General features: G+C 70.7%; 19 protein-coding genes. 10 read left to right on the forward strand and 9 right to left on the reverse strand.

Features of this window, described 5'->3' with window-relative positions; genetic code table 11:
• Nucleotides 1–8: 8 nt before the first annotated feature.
• Complete coding sequence (locus A2G96_RS25580; RefSeq protein ID WP_062802994.1) at nucleotides 9–3,452, reverse strand: alpha-1,4-glucan--maltose-1-phosphate maltosyltransferase; 3,444 nt, start codon at nucleotides 3,450–3,452, stop codon at nucleotides 9–11.
• Nucleotides 3,453–3,790: 338 nt separating this feature from the next.
• Here A2G96_RS25580 and A2G96_RS25585 point away from each other — a divergent pair, with 338 nt between their 5' ends.
• From A2G96_RS25585 to A2G96_RS25595, 3 genes are read left to right on the forward strand one after another with little or no spacing between them, the layout of a single operon-like run.
• Nucleotides 3,791–4,162, forward strand: a complete 372-nt coding sequence (locus tag A2G96_RS25585; RefSeq protein WP_062802995.1) for a hypothetical protein — start codon at nucleotides 3,791–3,793, stop codon at nucleotides 4,160–4,162.
• Between the two features lie 36 nt (nucleotides 4,163–4,198).
• A complete protein-coding gene (locus A2G96_RS25590) occupies nucleotides 4,199–4,633 on the forward strand; it encodes a PA2169 family four-helix-bundle protein (RefSeq protein WP_062802996.1) in 435 nt (144 codons plus the stop codon).
• A 25-nt stretch (nucleotides 4,634–4,658) separates the two neighbouring features.
• Entirely contained in the window at nucleotides 4,659–5,276 is a 618-nt protein-coding gene (locus tag A2G96_RS25595) for a hypothetical protein (protein ID WP_062802997.1), read from the forward strand.
• 101 nt (nucleotides 5,277–5,377) lie between these two features.
• Here A2G96_RS25595 and A2G96_RS25600 read toward each other — a convergent pair whose 3' ends face one another.
• Together A2G96_RS25600 and A2G96_RS25605 are read right to left on the reverse strand one after the other, a co-directional pair.
• Nucleotides 5,378–5,725 carry a hypothetical protein gene (locus tag A2G96_RS25600; protein ID WP_062802998.1) on the reverse strand — a complete coding sequence of 116 codons (348 nt, stop codon included), beginning with the start codon at nucleotides 5,723–5,725 and terminating at the stop codon, nucleotides 5,378–5,380.
• A gap of 81 nt (nucleotides 5,726–5,806) precedes the next feature.
• Nucleotides 5,807–6,373 (reverse strand): CinA family protein, encoded by a 567-nt coding sequence (locus A2G96_RS25605; protein ID WP_062804136.1) that lies wholly within the window; start codon nucleotides 6,371–6,373, stop codon nucleotides 5,807–5,809.
• A gap of 328 nt (nucleotides 6,374–6,701) precedes the next feature.
• Here A2G96_RS25605 and A2G96_RS25610 point away from each other — a divergent pair, with 328 nt between their 5' ends.
• The 4 genes from A2G96_RS25610 to A2G96_RS25625 all read left to right on the forward strand — a co-directional run bounded on the left by A2G96_RS25610 (nucleotide 6,702) and on the right by A2G96_RS25625 (nucleotide 9,171).
• A complete protein-coding gene (locus A2G96_RS25610) occupies nucleotides 6,702–7,856 on the forward strand; it encodes a flavodoxin family protein (protein ID WP_231909745.1) in 1,155 nt (384 codons plus the stop codon).
• Between the two features lie 43 nt (nucleotides 7,857–7,899).
• Entirely contained in the window at nucleotides 7,900–8,466 is a 567-nt protein-coding gene (locus A2G96_RS25615) for a BON domain-containing protein (RefSeq protein WP_062802999.1), read from the forward strand.
• A 24-nt stretch (nucleotides 8,467–8,490) separates the two neighbouring features.
• Entirely contained in the window at nucleotides 8,491–8,766 is a 276-nt protein-coding gene (locus tag A2G96_RS25620) for a BON domain-containing protein (RefSeq protein WP_062803000.1), read from the forward strand.
• Nucleotides 8,767–8,853: 87 nt separating this feature from the next.
• The gene (locus tag A2G96_RS25625; RefSeq protein ID WP_062803001.1) at nucleotides 8,854–9,171 is read left to right on the forward strand and encodes a hypothetical protein; all 318 of its coding nucleotides are present in this window, start codon (nucleotides 8,854–8,856) and stop codon (nucleotides 9,169–9,171) included.
• A 34-nt stretch (nucleotides 9,172–9,205) separates the two neighbouring features.
• On the opposite strand, the gene A2G96_RS25630 is transcribed toward A2G96_RS25625, so the two are convergent.
• Together A2G96_RS25630 and A2G96_RS25635 are read right to left on the reverse strand one after the other, a co-directional pair.
• Nucleotides 9,206–10,591, reverse strand: coding sequence for an erythromycin esterase family protein (locus A2G96_RS25630; protein ID WP_062803002.1), 1,386 nt, complete (start codon nucleotides 10,589–10,591; stop codon nucleotides 9,206–9,208).
• A 59-nt stretch (nucleotides 10,592–10,650) separates the two neighbouring features.
• The gene (locus tag A2G96_RS25635) at nucleotides 10,651–10,872 is read right to left on the reverse strand and encodes a DUF2188 domain-containing protein (protein ID WP_018007233.1); all 222 of its coding nucleotides are present in this window, start codon (nucleotides 10,870–10,872) and stop codon (nucleotides 10,651–10,653) included.
• 173 nt (nucleotides 10,873–11,045) lie between these two features.
• Between A2G96_RS25635 and A2G96_RS25640 the strand changes: the two genes are divergently transcribed.
• On the forward strand, nucleotides 11,046–11,354 hold the full coding sequence (locus tag A2G96_RS25640; protein ID WP_010814535.1) for a hypothetical protein: 309 nt from the start codon (nucleotides 11,046–11,048) through the stop codon (nucleotides 11,352–11,354).
• 56 nt (nucleotides 11,355–11,410) lie between these two features.
• On the opposite strand, the gene A2G96_RS25645 is transcribed toward A2G96_RS25640, so the two are convergent.
• The 4 genes from A2G96_RS25645 to A2G96_RS25660 form a co-directional block, all read right to left on the reverse strand.
• Nucleotides 11,411–12,778, reverse strand: a complete 1,368-nt coding sequence (locus A2G96_RS25645; protein ID WP_062803003.1) for an MFS transporter — start codon at nucleotides 12,776–12,778, stop codon at nucleotides 11,411–11,413.
• Between the two features lie 153 nt (nucleotides 12,779–12,931).
• Nucleotides 12,932–13,180 carry a DUF2783 domain-containing protein gene (locus tag A2G96_RS25650; protein ID WP_062803004.1) on the reverse strand — a complete coding sequence of 83 codons (249 nt, stop codon included), beginning with the start codon at nucleotides 13,178–13,180 and terminating at the stop codon, nucleotides 12,932–12,934.
• A gap of 35 nt (nucleotides 13,181–13,215) precedes the next feature.
• Nucleotides 13,216–14,958, reverse strand: a complete 1,743-nt coding sequence (locus tag A2G96_RS25655; RefSeq protein ID WP_062803005.1) for an FAD-dependent oxidoreductase — start codon at nucleotides 14,956–14,958, stop codon at nucleotides 13,216–13,218.
• Between the two features lie 59 nt (nucleotides 14,959–15,017).
• Nucleotides 15,018–15,977 (reverse strand): MBL fold metallo-hydrolase, encoded by a 960-nt coding sequence (locus A2G96_RS25660; protein WP_062803006.1) that lies wholly within the window; start codon nucleotides 15,975–15,977, stop codon nucleotides 15,018–15,020.
• Between the two features lie 312 nt (nucleotides 15,978–16,289).
• Here A2G96_RS25660 and A2G96_RS25665 point away from each other — a divergent pair, with 312 nt between their 5' ends.
• Nucleotides 16,290–17,141 (forward strand): IclR family transcriptional regulator, encoded by an 852-nt coding sequence (locus A2G96_RS25665; protein ID WP_062803007.1) that lies wholly within the window; start codon nucleotides 16,290–16,292, stop codon nucleotides 17,139–17,141.
• A gap of 5 nt (nucleotides 17,142–17,146) precedes the next feature.
• Nucleotides 17,147–17,977 (forward strand): IclR family transcriptional regulator, encoded by an 831-nt coding sequence (locus A2G96_RS25670; RefSeq protein WP_062803008.1) that lies wholly within the window; start codon nucleotides 17,147–17,149, stop codon nucleotides 17,975–17,977.

The following is a 17,977-nucleotide window of genomic DNA, read 5'->3' on the forward strand; positions in this document are numbered from 1 at the left end:
TATGCCTGTCAGGCGCCGTGCGGGTCGCTGGAGACCGGCGCAGCAGGTGGGCGGGGCGCGGGACGCTCCAGCGGCTGCACGTGCCAGACCGCGAACGGCAGCTGCGCCGGGTCGAGCCGGATGCGCTGGTGCTTGCCGCGCAGCTCGAAGCGCTGGCCGCGCATCAGCTCCTGCACCGCCAGGCCGGCCTGGTCGGGCAGGCCCCATTCCCACAGCGGGATTTCGATATCGGCATCGTGCGCGGTGCGCGGGTCGAGGTTGATCGCCACCAGCAGCACGTCGTCACCGAACAGGTAGTCGGTGCCCGGCACGAAGCGCGCGAACCACAGCACCGCGTCGCTGCCGGCATGGTAGAAGCGCAGCCCGAGGTGGTTCTGCAGCGCCGGGTGGCCGGCACGGATCTCGTTGAGGCGCGAGATCTCGGCGACGATATTGCCGGGCTGCTGCCAGTCGCGCACGCGCAGCTGGTATTTCTCGGAGTCCAGGTATTCCTCGCGCACCTTGCCGTCGAGCACGAAGGGCGCGCTCTCGCACAGCTCGAAGCCGCTGTACATGCCCCACAGCCCGGACAGCAGCGTCGCCAGCGCCGCGCGGATCAGGAACGCGGGGCGCCCGCCGTGATGCAGGAAGTAGGGGTTGATGTCGGGCGTGTTGACGAAGAAGTGCGGCCGGAAGAATTCGCGCAGCGGGCTCTGGGTCAGTTCGGTCAGGTACTCGGTCAGCTCCCACTTGGTGTTGCGCCAGGTGAAGTACGTGTACGACTGGCTGAAACCCAGCTTGGCCAGCCGCGCCATCATCTTGGGCCGGGTAAACGCCTCGGCCAGGAAGATGGTGTCGGGGTGGCGCGCGCGCACGTCGGCGATCATCCATTCCCAGAACGGCAGCGGCTTGGTGTGCGGGTTGTCGACGCGGAAGATGCGGATGCCGTGGTCGGCCCAGAACATCACCACGTCGCGCAGCGCCTGCCACAGCGCGGCACCGGCAGGCGCCGCGGCGTAGAAGTCGACATTGACGATGTCCTCGTACTTCTTCGGCGGGTTCTCGGCGTAGCGCAGCGAGCCGTCGGGCCGGTGCGCGAACCATTCCGGATGGTCCCGCAGCCACGGATGGTCGGGCGAGCACTGGATCGCGAAGTCCAGCGCCAGCTCCAGGCCGTTGGCCGCGGCGGCGTCGATCAGCCGGCTGAAGTCCTCGAAGGTGCCCAGCTCGGGATGCAGCGCATCGTGGCCGCCTTCGGCGCTGCCGATGGCGTAGGGGCTGCCGGGGTCGCCCGGCTCGCTGCGCAGGCTGTTGTTGCGGCCCTTGCGATGGGTGCGGCCGATCGGGTGGATCGGCGGGAAGTACAGCACGTCGAAGCCCATCGCGCGGATCGCGGGCAGGCGCGCGATGACGTCGTCGAAGGTGCCATGGCGCTGCGCGTCGTTGCTCTGCGAGCGCGGAAACAGCTCATACCAGCTGGCGAAGCGCGCGGCCAGCCGGTCGGCCTCGACCGGCATCGCCACCGGATGGCGCGACGCGAACGGGCGTCCGGCCGGGGTCTGCATCATGGCCTGCATGGCCGCGGCGGTGCGCTCGGACAGCAGCAGCTGCAGGCGCCGTTCGTCATCGCCGGCGGCGGCGGTCAGCTCGTCGACGATGGCGGACAGTTCGCTGTCGGTTGCGGTCTGCTGGCTATCCTTCTTGCCGGACTTCCTGCCGTTGCGCGCTTTGCCGTTGGCCGTTTTTTCATTACCGCCGGGCCGCAGCAGCGCATCGGCCACCAGCCGCGCGCCTTCCTCGATCTCGAGCGCGACGTTGAGTCCCGCCGCGCGCTTCTTGCCAATCTCGTCGAGCCAGCTGGCGTAGGGGTCGCGCCAGGCCTCGACCGTGAATTCATGCCGGCCCAGCGCCACCAGCGGGAAGCTGCCTTCCCAGCGGTCGTTGATGCCGGGCTGCATCGGCGTTTCGCGCCATTCGCTTTCGCCCGGCGCGCGCCACAGCACCGCCGCGGCCAGCTTGTCGTGGCCATCCATCCAGATATCGGCGCTGACGGCGACGCGCTCGCCCACCACGCGCCGCACGGCGAAGCGGCCGGCATCGCAGGCGGGCTCGACCCGTTCGATGGCGATGCGCGGCGCCTCCATGGCGGCCACCACGCTGCCCAGGCCGGTGACCGCCAGGGTTTCGTGGCCGTGCGGCGCGCTCGCATCGGGCCGCGGCATGCCGGGCCGGCTCAGCGGCACCGGCGGCACTTCATAGAGGCGGATATCGGCAGGCGCCAGCGTGATGCTGGACAGCGCGTCGAGTCGGCTGGTGCCGTCGAGGGTGCCGCCCGGGCCGCCCGCTGCGGGTTCGAGGCGGGCGCTGGCATGCGGCATGGCACTGAGCACGCGGTCGGCGCCGAGGCTGGCCGGCTCCATCGGATCGGGGTTGAGCACCACCGCCAGCGCGATGCCGGCGTCGGGCACGGCGGGATCCTCGCGCTGCGGCGCGGCATCGTGGCCGTTGCCATGGCCGTCGGGGGCGGGCAGGCGCGCCAGCACGGTCAGCGGCGCGTCAGGGCCGCTCAGCAGGCGCACCGCCAGCGCCGGCGCGGGGTCGCGCGCGGCCAGCCAGGTGTTGGCCTCGAGCACTTCGTGGGTGATGTCGTAGGGCACGCCGTCGTGCGCGTGGCCGTCCGGCGCCAGCGGATCGCGCGCCTGCGTGCCGCCGGTCTCGAAGCCGGCCGGCACCAGGATGCCGTCGCCGATCGCCGCGGCGGTCCACAGCGCGCGCCGCGCGCTGAGCGCGTCATGGCGCGCCGGCGCCAGCGCCGGCGCCGCCAGCACCCGGCCGAGGCGGCGCAGCCGTGCCATTTCCTCGGTCAGCCAGGCGCTGCGGTAGTCCCACCACGGCAGCGAGCAGAAGGCGCCGTCGAAGCCGGCGGGCGCCAGCTCGTCCAGCTGTGCCGGCGTCAGCCCCGGGGTCCAGGCGAGAAAGCGCGGCGTGCCGCGCGCCGTTTCCGGCACCGCATCGCCGCGCAGGGTTGCCAGCAGCTCGGCCCAGGACTCACCGGGCACGCGTGCCGGCGCGCGGCAGCAGAAGCCGGCCGCGCCCGCGGCCCAGGCCATGCGCAGCCGCGCCGCCCACCATTGCACCAGCGCCTCGGCGATCTGCCGGTCATGCCAGCGCAGGCGCGTGCCGGGGATGTGGTTGTCGGTTTCATGCGGCGCGAAGGCCGGCGCCGCGGTGTCGATCCAGGCGGCATCGGGCAGGTCGTCGGTGCCGGCCGCGCCGTCCGCCATATAGCGGTCGAGTGAAATATCGAGCAGAGGGGCCAGTCCATGCCGGGCGCACGCGGCGAGCGTGTCGTCCTCGGGCAGGTGCGGCCAGCCGCCGATCAATACGTGGTCGAACCCCAGTGCCGCCACGCGCTGCAGCGCATGCTGATCGGCTTCGGGCGTTCCGGTCAGGTCGATCTGGCAGATCCGCACATGTCCTCCCGGTGAATCGCTCCGGCGGAGCAACAAAAATCCCGGAGCGGCGCCTTGCGGCCAGCCGCCGGGATGGCTCAGCCATGCGAAGTGCGTGCCAGCGCGCCCCCGTGCGGCGACGCGCCGGTTCTCGCAGGCACCGCAAGGCGTGCGGCGCGGCGGCGCATGTGCCGATCCGGCAACGGCTTGTAAAAAGTACTGGTGGCCGCCGTGCTGATGGAAATATCGCGCAAGGCCGCGCGCGCACTGCCGGCCGGTGCATTCGCCGGTATGGTTCTTGCCCCTGTGAGCCCATGCGTGCCATCGCCGGCACGGCAGCAAGCCATCAAAGGGGACCCATGGATCAGTGGCTGGAGGCGGCGCAATGGCCGGCAATGGTGGTGACGGTGCTGGCGACCTGGCTGGTCGGCTCGCGTTCGATCACGCGGCGGCGCGCCGGCTTCTGGGTGTTCCTGGCCAGCAACGTGCTGTGGATTGCGTGGGGCTGGCACGGCGACGCCCATGCGCTGATCGTGCTGCAGCTGGCGCTGATCGCGATGAACCTGCGCGGCATGCGCGAAGCGCGCAAGGCGTGGCGGGCGGCGTCGCAGCACGCTTTTGCCGCAGCTGGCGCTGCGCGGGGCCAGCCGCTATCCTTGGACCAGTCCGGCATGCGCCGCATGCCCGGCGCCAACGCGCAACCGCCGGCAGGCGCCGGCTCCGAACGGTGACTTCACGGTCCGCCCGCGGACCAGGGCAGGTGTGCCATGGCGAAGAAAAAAATCCTGTTGCTCAACGCGCTGATCGCGGCCTCGCGCGAGGGCGAGCTGGGTTGCCGCCGCGCTGCCACCGCGGCCGCCAACCCCCATCTCAAGTCCGTGCTGACCAGCCGCGCCAACGCGTTCGCGCGGGCCGCGCATGAACTGCAGGCGTGCCTGCTCGACCTGGGCGAGGTGCCGCAGGCGTTGCCGGCCCCCGCGGCCCAGGGCATCGGCAAGCACAGTTCCGACCGATCCATCGTGCAGGCCATCAGCAAGCGCGAGCATGCGGTGCAGCGGCGCTATGCGCGGGCGCTGCGCGCGCATGTGCTGGGCTCGCGCCTGCGCGCCGTGGTGCGCCGCCAGTATCGCGGCGTGCGGTTGAACCACGAGCTGTTCCGGGTGCTGCGGCAGCAGTACCGCGCGCCGCAAGAGCGGCCGTAGCACGCGTGCGTCGCGCCACATCATCATGCCGACCGACCTCCCTGCCTTCGAACATGCCGCCCGGCTGGTGTTGATGTACGGGCTGGTGCCGCTGTGGCTGCTGGCGGGCGTGGGCGACTGGCTGTGCCACCGGGCCACGCAGATCGAACGCAACGCCGGCGTCCACGAATCCTTGCTTCACATGCTGATGCTGGCCGAAGTGGGCCTGCCGCTGCTGCTGGTGCTGTTCCTCGAGGTCAACGCGCTGCTGATCGCGGTGGTGCTGGCGGCGCTGGTGGTCCACGAGATCACCGCCTGGTGGGATGTGCACTACGCCAGCAGGCGCCGCCATATCGCACCGGTCGAGCAGCATATGCACAGCCTGCTGGAAGTACTGCCGCTGGCCGCGGCGTCGTATGTGGTGGTGCTGCACTGGGACCAGTTCCTGGCCCTGTTCGGGCGCGGCACCGAGCCGGCGCGGATGGCACTGGCGCTGAAGGCCGAGCCGCTGCCGCCGGCGTATCTGGCCGGCCTGCTGGTGGCGGTGGTGCTGCTGGCGGGGCTCCCGTATCTGGAGGAGCTATGGCGCTGCGTGCGCTGGCGCCGGCGTGAACGCGAGGCCCTGCTGGCGCAGGCGACGCGGGCCATGCGCGGCGGCGGCTAGGCTGCCGCCGCGCCCGCGGACGCCAGCAACCATCCGGTGGCGGGCGCTGCAGCCGGGCAGCCGGCGCACGGCGCGCCGCGTGACCGGGATCAGCCAGGCGCTTACTGCTTCGACGCCGGATCCGGCGAATCGCCCTTGGGGCCGCTTGGCGCGTCGGCGGTCGGTGCGGCGGGCGCGCCTTGCTCGCGCGGCTTCTTGCTGCGCGCGGTGTTGGTGGCCTTGTCCGACTTGGATTTGGATTTCTTCATGGTGTCCCTGGCGCCGGGGGCGGAAGCGGAGCCCATGTCGGTAGCGGCCGGCTGGTTGCGCGAGGCCGGAGGCGAACCTTCGATCGGTGGCACGCTGGGGTTCGGCACGTTCGGCGACGCCGGTGCCTGTTGAGCAAAGGCCGCCGGCAGGCAGAGCGCGGTGCCGACGACCAGTGCCGTGGTAGCGAGAGTGCGTTTCATGATGGTCTCCATTGCAAGACTACGTCGGTCGGGCCCAGGGCCCTCGGGATTGCCGGCATGCCGTTTCGGCACGCCGGCGATTCACGTGCGCGGCTCGCGGCCTTCTCCGCTGCGCGCCAGTTCGTGGTAATGGCAGATGCGTGCCAGCGCCCAGTCGGCGGCGGCTTCGCGCACGGCGTTGCGCGCACCGGCAAAGCGGCGTGTCTCGGTAAAGGCTGCGATGCCCTCCGCGTGCGACACCACGTCGTGCGCGGCATGGCCGTGGCGGCGGAATACCCAGGCAAAGCACTGCGTGCCGGCGGGGATATCGCCGTCGCCGCCGCCATCGGCCACGCCGGTGTTGGCGATCGCCAGGTCCGCGCCGGTCAGCTGCATGGCGCCGCGCGCCATCGCCAGCGACACTGCCTCGCTGGTCAGGCCATGGCGCCGGATGGTCTCGGCCTGGACGTGCAGCAGCTGTTCCTTGGCGGCCGGCGAGTAGGCCACGATCGCGCAGCGCAACACGTCGCCGCAGCCCGGCACCTCGGCGATGCGCGAGGCGATCAGGCCGGCGGTGCAGGATTCCGCCGTGACCACGTGCAGCCCGTGGCGCAGCAGATAGCGCGCGATGCCGACGTTGTTGCTGCCGCCGGCGCCGCTGTGGCTCATCGCAATCACTCGCTTGCTTTCCATTGCGTATCCGCAGTCGCGCAGTCGATTTCCCCGCAGGGCGGCAGGTTCCGTGCCAGCCAGTGCATGGCGCACGCGCGGCGCAGCAGGGATAGCGCGCGCCCGCTGGCGGCAGCGGCGGCTGCAAATGCGGGGAAAAATGTACATGCAGCGGCGGACCGCGCCTGTAAAAGCTGCGCGACGCGCGCGGCGCACACCTTGCGCGGCGGTGGCGCCCATCTTGCATGTCCGGTGCGCAACGACCCGTACGGAGAGCACTACGGAGACCACTGCGGAGACCATCACGGAGACCATCACGGAGAACGCCATGCCCGAGCAGCCGCCCATGCACCCCAAGCCGCCCGAACGTCCCGCGCACGATGCGCCGCGCACGCCGCGCCACGCCGGCAACCCCGAGGATGTGCGCAAGGGCCAGGTCACCAGTCCGCTGCCGCGCGAAGTCTTTCGCCAGCGCTTCCTGGCGCGCTTCATGGACCCGGCCTACCGGCAGGAGGACGAAGCGCTGGAACGCCTCGAGCGCATTGCCTGGGATGCCTATGCGCAAAGCCGCAAGGCGCCGCTCACGCACAAGGCCGGCGCGGGCTATGCCGACCCGGACTACGACCTCTCCGACGAATGGCGCGCGGCCAGCGAGGCGGTGCGCGTGGCGCAGCAGCGCCAGGCCGATCCCTCCACGCGTTCGCGCGTGCTGCTGGTGTGCGCGGCCTCGCGCAACGACTACACCTGCCCGGGCGAAATGTCGAAGTCCTGGCGCCTGGCCGGGCGCGCGCGCGACCAGCTGGAAGCGCAGGGCATCGAGGTCGACCTGCTCGACCTGAGCCACCTGACTTCCGACGCGCAGCTGCATATCCACCCATGCAAGGGCTGCGTATCGACCGCGATGCCGCTGTGCCACTGGCCGTGCAGCTGCTATCCCAACCATGCGCTGGGGCAGGTCAATGACTGGATGAACGAGATCTACCCGCGCTGGGCCGCGTGCCACGGCGTGCTGATCGTCACGCCGGTGTACTGGTACCAGGCCAGCAGCCCGCTCAAGCTGATGATGGACCGGCTGGTCTGCGCCGATGGCGGCAACCCGGATCCCACCACCACGCACGGCAAGGACGTAACGCGGGCCAAGGCGATCGAGCTGACGGGCTGGGACTATCCCAAGCACCTGGCCGGGCGCGCCTACGGGCTGGTCGTGCATGGCGATGTCGCCGGCATCGAAGGCGTGCGCCGCGCGCTGTCGGACTGGCTGGACTGGATGGGACTGATCGATGCCGGCGCGCAGGCGCGGCTGGACCGGTATATCGGCTACTACGAGCCCTATGCCACCAGCCATGTCGCGCTGGACCACGACACCAGCGTGCAGGGCGAAGTCGACAACGTGGCGCGCGCGCTCGCTTGCGCGGTCGCGCAGCTGCGCCATGGCCAGCTGCGCACCGCGGACCACGGCCTGGTGCCGCCGCGGCTGAAGTAGCGCAACGTGTCAAGGCAAGCAAGAGGCAACAACGGAGGCAACGATGGATCGCAGAGACAACTGGCGCGGCCCGCCGTGGCACGAAAGCGCCGTGCCCGAGGCCGATATGCGCAGCCACTACGTGGGCGCCTATGGCGTGTACGACTATGACCAGCCGGTCGACCCGCGCGAATTCGGGGGCGGCCGCGCTGCTGGCCGTGCTACCGGGGAATGGCGGCCGCAGGATGCCCCGGCCGCGCAAGCCCGCGGCCGGGCCGATCCCTACCGCCAGTTCACCGGCTACAACGAGCGCATGGACCTCTACCGCGGCGGACCGGAGCCCTGGCGGCCGGTCGGGCCGCGCAACTACCGGCGCAGCGACGAGCGCATCCTGGAAGACCTGTGCGAGCAGCTCACGCGCAGTGGCCGGCTGGACCTGAACGAGGTCGAGGTGCGGGTCGAGCAGGGCGTGGTGACGCTGGAGGGCAGCGTGCCGGACCGCCACCAGAAGTACCGCATCGAGGATATCGCCGACGAGGTCTTCGGCGTCAGGGACCTGGTCAACCACTTGCGCGTGGCCAGGGCGGCCGCGGCCGAGGGCCATCCCGGCCACGGCATGCGCATGTACTGAGGCTGCGGCGCGGAGGCCATGCCCATGTCCGGTTCGACCAAGACCGACACCAACCCGCGCGGCAACGCCGTCGGCGCGGCCGACACGGCGCTGCAGGCCGCGCTGTGCGAGCGCTTGTGGGAGAGCGGCCTCGATGCCAGCGAGATTGCGCTCGACGTGGCGCAGGGCCGCATCACGCTGCGTGGCGCGATCGGCAGCGCTGCCGACCGCGACGCGATCGAGGCCTGCGTGCGCGCGCATGCCGGCGGGCGCGACATCGTCAATCACATCGAGGTCGCGCCCGACCGCACCGGCGGCTGAGCCACGCGCGCTGGCATGGCTTTCGCACCGGAGCCAGTTCCGGCCGCTGCCAGACGCCGCCGGCCGTTCACGAGGAAGGAGACTGTCATGAGATACACCGCGATCCTTGCGCTGGCCGCGCTGCTGAGCGCACCCGCGTGGGCCCAGACCACTACCACGCGTCCTGGCGCCGACACGCGCGCGCCGGGCACGTCGGCCTCGGATGTCATGCCGGGCCAGGGCGACACGCGCCGCGCCACCCCTGCAACGCCGGCCACACCCGCCACGCCGGGCGGCCCCGGCACCCGCGCCACACCGGCAACGCCCGCGACGCCGGCCAGCCCCGCCGTCAACGAAGGGCCGCAATCGCCGCAACGGTACGACTATCCGGCTTCGGAACCGAAGGCGCCGAAGAGCCGCAAATAACTGAGGAAAAGAGCGGCCGGGCCGCGCCAGCGTCTCAGAGTCCTGAAGGCCAGGTCTCGGGCGCGCCCGGTGCCGGCGCCTCCGGCAGCGCCGGCACCGCGCTGCTGCGGTCGAACCACGCCAGCACGTCGAACTGCCGCGGCAGGATGGCGCGTGCGTAGTGGCTCTGCAGTTCCGTTTCCGGGCGGTAGATCACGCCGATAAAGCGCTCCTGCCGCGCCGGCATCAGCAGCTCGCGCAGTTCGGCGTGCACAACGCTGCCATTGCCGTCGTCGACACTGTCCCCGCGCAAGTCGATCCAGCCCTGTGCATGGCCGGCGGCGTGGAACAGGTGCTCGTAGCTGTCGGTCCGCGCCGGACGCACCTGCTTGATTTCCATCGCTCCGTCCCACGAAGTCGCCGCCGCGACGGTGCCATCGTAGGTGCTGAACCCAACCAGCGCGGCCGCGTCGCCGAAGGCCTCGCGGCATAGCTGGCCGATATTCAGCTGCCCCTGCTCGGTGCCCATCTCGGTCTGCGACGCATCACCGATGTGCGAGTTGTGCGCCCACACCACCGCGCGCGCTTCGGGCCCATGCGCGTGCAGCAGCTGCTCCAGGGTCTCGAACATATGCGTGTCGCGCAGGTTCCAGCTGTCGTCGCTGCCGTGGTACATGACACGGTAGTAGCGCTCGGCCGACGCCACCAGGCGCGCGTTCTGCGCCGCGTCGAGGAACTCCTCGTGGCCGTCGCGCGCGTAGGCCAGGCGCTTGTCGAGCAAGGCCTGCAGCTGTTCGACCACCGCGTCCTCGCAGTCGGCATGGGTGCCGTGCAGCACGGCGCGGCCGTAGCGCGCCGGGTCGCGCCGCCACGGTTCCAGGCAGCCGTAGCGTTCGCGCGCGGCCTGCGCGGCACGGGGATCGACGCCTTCCAGGTAAGCCAGCACTGCCGCCATCGAGGCGCCAAGGCTGTAGATATCGAGGCCGAAGAAGCCGGCGCGCCGGGCCGGCGCCAGCGCGGCATTGTGCGCGTGCAGCCAGCGGATAAAGCGCGCCACCTCGAGGTTGCGCCACATCCAGACCGGGAAGCGCGTGAACGCGGTGCCGGGGGATTCGGCGGGGCGCGGCGCGCGCCCGCGCACGTGGCGGTCGACCGCGGCGGCGTCAGGCCAGTCCGCCTCAACAGCAATGATGCGGAAGCCGTGGCGCGCCACCAGCTGCGCGGTCAGCGCGGCGCGCGCGTGATAGAACTCGGCGGTGCCATGCGTGCTCTCGCCCAGCAGCACCACGCGATGCTTGCCGAGCCGATCGGCGAGCGCCGCGGCACTGTTGGCAAAGGGGCTGTCGAAGGGGCTTTCGGCCGCGTGGTCGATCGCCGGCCACGGCACGGTCGCAGCCGCTATGGCGGCCACGGCGTGCGGGTCGGCCCGATGCTGTGGCATGTTTGCGCGGGCGCCGGCAGCTTGCCGGCAACCCCCAGCGTTGCGGCAAGCAGCGCGGCTCAGCCGTGAATGGTGCGGGGATCGTGGCCGAAGCTGTTGCGCGAGCGGATCTGGCCGTCGCGGCCATGGATCAGCAGTTCGACATGCTCGCGCTGGGCCTGCGAGGTGCCGGCGGCGACCGCCTCTTCCTGCGTGGCGTGGTGCGATTCGGCGTAGCGTGCGCCTTCGTGGATCACGTCCCAGCCTTCGTCGTGCGGAACGACGTGTATGTTGCTGCCCATGTCGGGTCTCCTCGGATATCGGTCCTTTTATTGTGGTCGATCTGCGCGCGCTGTCTATCCGGCGGCGTCTGACAGGCGCGAAGCGCTTCCGGTTCCACTTTCCGATGGAAATCCCTGGTTATTTGTCCGGCCTCTTGTAAGCTGGACTTGGATCGCAATCAGAGGAGCGGACCATGCGTGCAAGATTTGCCAGGGGGCTGACGCAGTCGCCGGTGACCGTGGTGGCCCGGGCGTTCGACGGAGAAGCGGTGCGCACTCCCCAGGTGGGCGACCTGGTGACGGTGTATAGCCAGGACCAGGACACCGAATTCAATATCCGCCTGTGCGAGGCGGTCGAGCCCGGCCGCTGGCGCGGCGTGGTCTACGCCATCGGCCGCGGCCAGGACGTGCTGGTCACGGCCGAGGGGCTGGAGATCGACGACGTGGTCGAGGTGATGCGGGAGGAAATCGCCTCCGTGATTCCCTGCGGCCGATCCCACTGAACGCCGCACCCGTGCGGGTGCGGACCATCCGGAATTGAGGTTTCCCGAGGCCAGGCTCACGCCGGCCGCGCGGGCTGTTTCGGCACGCCCAGCCACATCGCCAGGCCGCTTGCCAGCAGCAGCGCCGCCAGCAGGTAGAGCGCATGGTCCAGGCTGCCGGTGCGGGTCTTGATCTGGCCGATCACCCACGGGCTGACGATGCCGCTGGTGATGCCGATGCTGCTGATGAAGGCGATCCCGGCGGCGGTACCTGCGCCCGGCAGGTAGCCCGGCGGCAGCGCCCAGAACACCGGCAGCGCGGCAAAGATCAGCACCGCCGCCACCGACAGGATCGCCAGCATCGCGGCCAGCCCCGGCAGCGGCAAGGTCAGCGCCGCCAGCGCCAGCGCGCCGCCCGCGGTGCACAGCAGGAAATGGCGATGGCGCTCGCCGGTGCGGTCCGAATGCCGCGCAATCAGGATCAGGCCGACCGCGCCCACCGCATTGGGCACTACCGAATACAGGCTTACCGACATCACGTCGGTCACGCCGAAATCGCGGATCATCAGCGGCATCCAGAAGCTGAGCGCGAGCGAGCCGCAGGTCAGCGAAAAATAGATAAAGGCGAACAGGTACACGCGCGGGTTGCGCAGCACCTGGCGCAGCGCGTGCAGCGAATGGCCGCCGCCCTGCGTATGCGCGGCGGTGTCGCGCAGCAGGTGGGCGCGTTCGCGCTCGCTCAGCCAGCTGGCTTGCTGCGGCCCGTCGACCAGCAGGCGCGCGGCCGCCAGTCCCAGCAGCACCGCCGGCGCGCCTTCGATCGCGAACATCCATTTCCAGCCCTGCAGCCCCAGCACGCCGGCCATGTCGCGCATGATCCAGCCGGATACCAGCCCGCCCAGCACGCCCGCCACCGCCACGCCGGCAAAGAAGATCGCCATCACCGCGGCACGCCGGCGCGCGGGGAACCAGTAGGTCAGGTACAGCACGATGCCGGGGAAGAAGCCGGCCTCGAACACGCCCAGCAGGAAGCGCAGCGCGTAGAACTGCGCCGGCGTCGACACCGCCATCATCGCCACCGACACGGTGCCCCACAGCACCATGATGCGGGTGAAGGTCCGGCGCGCGCCGAAGCGCGCCAGCAGCATGTTGCTCGGCACCTCGCACAGCACGTAGCCGACGTAGAACACCGCGGCGCCAAGGCCGTACATGGCGTCGCTGAAACCCAGGTCCTGCTTCATCTGCAACTGGGCGAAGCCGATGTTGATGCGGTCCAGGAACGACACCACGTAGCAGACGAACAGGAAGGGAATGATGCGCAGCCAGACCTTGCGGTAAAGCGCGTCCTCGTCGCGCGCGGCGAGTGCTGCGGTGGTTGGGGCGGCCGGGGCGGAAGGCGCCAGGCTGGATAGGGACGAAAGCTCCCCTGAGACCGGATGGCTCATCGATGTTGTCTCCGTGCGGTGGTGGCTGCGGCGGTGGGCAGCCGGGCGTTTGCCGCCAGTGGGCCGCGTCTGGTGCGCGTTGGCCCGGGATGGGTTGAAAGAAAGCGCGTGGCGCAGGCGCGGACCGGGCCGCGCCTGCGCCCGGCTGTCCGGTCAGGCCGGCGTGGTGTCGGCGCTGGTGTCGGCGCAGGTGTCGGCGCTGGCGACGACGCCGGCGCGCGCCTCGGCCATCGCCGCCAGCAGCACGTCGTGGTCGCCGATATGGTTGGCCAGCAGCAGGATCAGCTGCGCGTTGGCAGCCTGGCTCTGGGCCTCGTCGAGGTCGCGGTGCATCTCGATCAGCGCTTCGTAGAAGTCGTCGGGCCGCGCCAGGTTGGGCTGGGTGTTGAGCGAATTGGGCATGGCTATCTCCGTGGGGCAGGGCTGGCGCACGTTGGTCAGGCGGCCATGCGGCCCGGCTGCGGTGCGCGCAGGTCGGCGCCGGTGGCGCGCGCCAGCGCGGCGCGGATCGCGGCCGGGTCGGGACGGTGCCAGCGCGCGCACACATGCTGGTCCGGACGGACCAGGTAGCAGGTGCCGGGCGCGGCGCCGTAGCGCGCCGCCGCCAGGCCTTCGTCGTCGCGCAGCACGGTGGCGTGGGTACAGGTCATGGGCGGCTGCGCGGCGTCGGTGACATAGACCAGCTGCAGCGGCGTGCCGGCCTGCTTCAGCGCGGCCAGGTCCGCCAGCGTGCCGGCATCGATGGCCTCCGGACTGCCGAACACCAGCAAGGTGAAATCGCCGCCGAGATACGACAGCAGCCAGCCGGCGCCGTCCACGCCGGACACCGGCGCATCGCAGCAGACCGCACCCGGCACCAGCTTGCCGCCTGCATCCGGGGCGGCGTCCCGGGTGTTCAGCGGCGAGTCGTGCAGCACCGCTGGCACCGACAGCCTGCCGCTGTTGACCAGGCCGCGCGCGAACGCATGGCGCCTCGACAGCGCCAGCACCGCGTCGCGGAACACGCGGCTGGCGGCGCTCTTGGGCGTGATGAAGTCGGTCGAGCGGGTGGAATTGCGGATGTTCTCGTCGGCGGCGAATTCGCGCTCGCTGGCGTAGGTGTCGAGCAGCCGGTCGCAGGCATGGCCCTGCAGCACGTAGGCCAGCTTCCACGCCAGGTTCTCGGCGTCCTGGACGCCGCTGTTGGCGCCGCGTGCGCCGAACGGCGAGACCCCGTGCGCGGCATCGCCGGCGAACAGGATATTGCCGTGGCGGAAGCTGTCCATGCGCTGGCAGGAGAAGGTGTAGACGCTGACCCACTCCAGCTCGAACTTCACGTCCTTGCCCAGCAGCGCCTGCACCCGCGGGATCACGCGCTCGGGCGATTTCTCCAGCACCGGGTCGGCATCCCAGCCCAGCTGGAAGTCGATGCGCCAGACATTGTCCGGCTGGCGGTGCAGCAGCACCGACTGGTGCGGGTGGAAGGGCGGGTCGAACCAGAACCAGCGCTCGGCCGGGAAATCGGCCTCCATCTTCACGTCGGCAATCAGGAAGCGGTCGCGGAAGGTGCGGCCCTTGCTGTCCAGGCCCAGCAGCTTGCGCATCGGGCTGCGCGAGCCGTCGGCGGCCACCACATAGCGTGCGGCCAGCGGGTAGCAGCCGTCGGGGGTCTCGATGGTCAGCACCACGCCGGCGTCAGGTGCGCGGCGGCTTTCCACGCCGACCACCTTGTTGCGCCAGCGGATCTCGATATTGGGCAGCGCCTGCGCGCGCTCCAGCAGGTAGCCTTCGAGGTAGTACTGCTGCAGGTTGATGAAGGCCGGGCGGCGGTGGCCGCTCTCGGGCAGCAGGTCGAAGCTGTAGACCTGCTGGTCGCGCAGGAACACCCTGCCGACATGCCAGCGCACGCCCTTGTCGACCATGCGCTCGCCGCAGCCGAGGCGGTCGAAGATGTCGAGCGTGCGCTTGGAAAAGCAGATCGCGCGCGAGCCGGTGGACAGCGTGCAGTCGTCGTCCACCAGCACCACGCGCACGCCGCGTTGCGCCAGGTCGATGGCGGTGGCCAGCCCCACCGGGCCGGCGCCGACCACGACCACCGGATGCACCGCCGCGGGCGCGGCCTCGGCGGATTGGCCGGCGCGCTGCTGTTCCGCGCAGGGCTGGTATGCGAACGTCAGCCGCTGGTAGTCGATGCTGCTCATGCTTGTGTCTCCTCCACCTGAAATGCTTTGTTGTGCGATGGCTTGCCGGGGTGCCGTCGTCAGTCCTGCAGCGCGGCCCACATTTCCTGGTCGCGCTGGGCGGTCCAGATGCGCGGGTGGCGCATGCCGCTGGCCTCGTCGTAGGCGCGCGAGACATCGAACGGCAGGCAGTGCTCGTAGATAAAGACGTGGCCGAACTTCGGGTCCATGGCGCGGCGCGTGTGCGCCATCGCGGCCTTCAGGTCGAGCTTTTCCGCCACCGCTTCCTGGCCCGCGGTGAACAGCGTGGTGACGAAGTCCTTGGTGTAGGCGATGCCCTTCTTCACTTCATCGGGCGTGGTCAGCGCGGGGCCGCGGCCGGGCACCAGCTTCTCGGGGTTTAGCGCCTGCAGCGCGTCGAGCGTGGCCGGCCATTCGGCCAGTTGCGCGTCGCCGCAGTAGCAGGCGGCGTCGTATTCGACCAGGTCGCCGGAGAACAGCACCTTCTGCTGCGGCAGCCAGACCACGGTGTCGCCCTTGGTATGGCCAGAGCCCAGGTGGGCGATGCGCACTTCCAGCTTGCCGAGGAACAGCGTGATCTCCTTGTCGAACACCAGCGTCGGCCAGGTCAGGCCGGGCACCGTCTCGACGCCGGCGAACAGGCGCGGGAAGCGTTCAATCTCGGACTTCATGTCGGCCTCGCCGCGCTCGACGATCATCTCGTAGGTGCCGCGGCTGGCGATGATCTGCTGCGCGCCCTCGGCAAAGTACGCCGACGCGCCCAGCACGCGCACCGCGTGGTAGTGCGACAGCACCACGTACTTGATCGGCTTGTCGGTGATGGTGCGGATACGCGCGATCAGGTCCTGCGCCATCGCCGGCGTGGCCGTGGTGTCGACGATCAGCACGCCGTCATCGCCGATCACCACGCCGGAGTTGGGATCGCCCTCGGCGGTATAGGCCCACGCGTTCTCGGACAGCTGGGTGAAGGTGATCTGCTTGGCTTCCAGGTCGGCCTGCGATGCGAATGCCTTGGACATGGCGTCTTTTCCTTTTGTGGGCAGGGCAAGACGGCGCGGGAATGGCCGCAAACGCATGCGGCGTGGCACTGGCTGTCTCGCCCCCGTTCGTATGGATTTCCGGATGTCGCACGGCCGGGTGGGCCGTGTCGCGACGGGGTAATGCCATCTTAGGAAAGGTCGGCAAATTAATCAATAGCTAAATGATTAGCCTATGACAAATAATTAAAGAGGCGAACCGGCGGTGGATTTGAGCTTGGGGTAAACCCGCGCGCGGCGGGTTCGGGGAGGCGTTCGATTAATATCCGGTTTTTCCGAACACACAGGACGCTGATGGCCAGACCCAGGGCGGGGACAGCGGTAACGCCGGCGGGCGCAACGGCTGCGCGTGCCGACAAGGCGCAGCGCGGCATCCAGAGCGTGGAGGTGGGCGCGCGCCTGCTCGCGGCGCTGGCCGCGGCGCGCGTGCCGATGCCGCTGGCGGCGCTGGCCGACGTGGCGCAACTGGCGCCGGCGCAGGCGCATGCCTATCTGGTCAGCCTGGCGCGGCTGGGCCTGATCAAGCGCGATCACTTGTCCGGCCGCTACGAGCCCGGACCGCTGTCGCTGCGCCTGGGCCTGCTGCACCTGGAGCAGGACGCCGCCTGGCGCGCCGCGCTGCCGCGCGCGGACGCGCTGGCGCAGGCGCTGGGCTGCAGCGTGGCGATCTGCCTGGCCGGGCCGCAGGGGCCGACCATCGTGCGCTATGTGCCGGCCACCGTGCCGCTGCACGTCAACCTGCACGTAGGCACGGTGATGGCGCTGGCGGCCACCGCCACCGGCCGCGTGTTCTGCGCGTTCCAGCCGCCGGCGCAGTGGCAGCCGTTATGGCAGGCGCAGCAGCCGGATGCCACCGCGGCGGACCTGGCGGCGTTCAGCGCCAGGCTGGCGGAAATCCGCGCGCGCGGCATCGAGCGCAGCATCGATGCGCCCAGCCCGGCCGTCAGCAGCCTCAGCGTGCCGGTGCTCGACGGCGCCGGCGCGCTGCGGCTGGTGCTGACGCTGGTGGGATCGACCGGTGCCATCGACGTCGACTGGCACGGCGCGGCGGCGCGGGCGTTGCTGGCCGCGGGTGCGGAGATCGGCGCGGAGATCGGCACGGAGCCTGGCGCGGCTGCGCGCGAACCGAACGGTGAACAGGCATGAGCGGCATGAGCGACGTGAGCGAAACCCCGCAGGACCCCGACGGCGGCAAGCCGCAGCGCGGCATCCAGTCGCTCGACAGCACCGGCCAGTTGCTCGGCGCGCTGGTGGCCGCGGGCCGGCCGCTGCCGCTGCGCGACCTGGCGCTGGCCGCGGGCATGCCGGCGGCCAAGGCCTTTCCGCACCTGGTCAGCCTGCAGAAGACCGGGCTGCTGGCGCGCGATGCCGCCGGCAACTACCGGTGCGGGCCGCTGGCGCTGGAACTGGGGCTGATCGCGCTGCAGCGGCTGTCGCCGACGCGCGAGGCCGAGCCGGAAGTGATCGAGCTGGCCGGGTCCACCGGCCTGAGCGTGGCGATGGCGGTGCTGGGGCCGCTGGGGCCCACCGTGGTGCGGCTGGAAGAATCGGCGCGGCCGCAGCATGTCAGCCTGCGCGTGGGCACGGTGCTGTCGCTGGTCCATACCGCGATTGGCCGCACCGTGGCGGCGCACCTGCCGGCCAACGTGCTGGCGGGCCTGCTGCGCAACGATGCGCTGCGCATGGCGGGCGCCGCTGCCGAGCAGGTGCTCGGGCCCGGTGGCAAGCTGGCGCCGGCCTATGCCGCGCGGCTGGCGCAGGTGCGCGCGGCGCGCATCGACAATGCGCTGAGCCATCCGGTGCCGGGCATCGACACGCTGGCGGCGCCGGTGTTCGACCACACCGGCAGCCTGGCGCTGGTGATCGCGGTGATGGGTTCCAGCGGCAGCTTCGACAGCGGCACCGAAGGCGCCACCGCCGCGCTGCTGCGGCAGGCGGCGGCACGGCTGTCGTGGCGCTTCGGCGCGCCGGAGGCGGGCTGA

This window comes from Cupriavidus nantongensis (genome assembly GCF_001598055.1).
Classification (GTDB): Bacteria; Pseudomonadota; Gammaproteobacteria; order Burkholderiales; family Burkholderiaceae; genus Cupriavidus; species Cupriavidus nantongensis.

What these genes read in the sequence shown, in the direction of transcription:
- A2G96_RS25585 (WP_062802995.1), top strand. Translation starts at nt 3,791, where the DNA reads ATGGATCAGTGGCTGGAGGCGGCGCAATGGCCGGCAATGGTGGTGACG.
- A2G96_RS25590 (WP_062802996.1), top strand. Translation starts at nt 4,199, where the DNA reads ATGGCGAAGAAAAAAATCCTGTTGCTCAACGCGCTGATCGCGGCCTCG.
- A2G96_RS25595 (WP_062802997.1), top strand. Translation starts at nt 4,659, where the DNA reads ATGCCGACCGACCTCCCTGCCTTCGAACATGCCGCCCGGCTGGTGTTG.
- A2G96_RS25600 (WP_062802998.1), bottom strand. Translation starts at nt 5,725, where the DNA reads ATGAAACGCACTCTCGCTACCACGGCACTGGTCGTCGGCACCGCGCTC.
- A2G96_RS25605 (WP_062804136.1), bottom strand. Translation starts at nt 6,373, where the DNA reads ATGAGCCACAGCGGCGCCGGCGGCAGCAACAACGTCGGCATCGCGCGC.
- A2G96_RS25610 (WP_231909745.1), top strand. Translation starts at nt 6,702, where the DNA reads ATGCCCGAGCAGCCGCCCATGCACCCCAAGCCGCCCGAACGTCCCGCG.
- A2G96_RS25615 (WP_062802999.1), top strand. Translation starts at nt 7,900, where the DNA reads ATGGATCGCAGAGACAACTGGCGCGGCCCGCCGTGGCACGAAAGCGCC.
- A2G96_RS25620 (WP_062803000.1), top strand. Translation starts at nt 8,491, where the DNA reads ATGTCCGGTTCGACCAAGACCGACACCAACCCGCGCGGCAACGCCGTC.
- A2G96_RS25625 (WP_062803001.1), top strand. Translation starts at nt 8,854, where the DNA reads ATGAGATACACCGCGATCCTTGCGCTGGCCGCGCTGCTGAGCGCACCC.
- A2G96_RS25630 (WP_062803002.1), bottom strand. Translation starts at nt 10,591, where the DNA reads ATGCCACAGCATCGGGCCGACCCGCACGCCGTGGCCGCCATAGCGGCT.
- A2G96_RS25635 (WP_018007233.1), bottom strand. Translation starts at nt 10,872, where the DNA reads ATGGGCAGCAACATACACGTCGTTCCGCACGACGAAGGCTGGGACGTG.
- A2G96_RS25640 (WP_010814535.1), top strand. Translation starts at nt 11,046, where the DNA reads ATGCGTGCAAGATTTGCCAGGGGGCTGACGCAGTCGCCGGTGACCGTG.
- A2G96_RS25645 (WP_062803003.1), bottom strand. Translation starts at nt 12,778, where the DNA reads ATGAGCCATCCGGTCTCAGGGGAGCTTTCGTCCCTATCCAGCCTGGCG.
- A2G96_RS25650 (WP_062803004.1), bottom strand. Translation starts at nt 13,180, where the DNA reads ATGCCCAATTCGCTCAACACCCAGCCCAACCTGGCGCGGCCCGACGAC.
- A2G96_RS25655 (WP_062803005.1), bottom strand. Translation starts at nt 14,958, where the DNA reads ATGAGCAGCATCGACTACCAGCGGCTGACGTTCGCATACCAGCCCTGC.
- A2G96_RS25660 (WP_062803006.1), bottom strand. Translation starts at nt 15,977, where the DNA reads ATGTCCAAGGCATTCGCATCGCAGGCCGACCTGGAAGCCAAGCAGATC.
- A2G96_RS25665 (WP_062803007.1), top strand. Translation starts at nt 16,290, where the DNA reads ATGGCCAGACCCAGGGCGGGGACAGCGGTAACGCCGGCGGGCGCAACG.
- A2G96_RS25670 (WP_062803008.1), top strand. Translation starts at nt 17,147, where the DNA reads ATGAGCGACGTGAGCGAAACCCCGCAGGACCCCGACGGCGGCAAGCCG.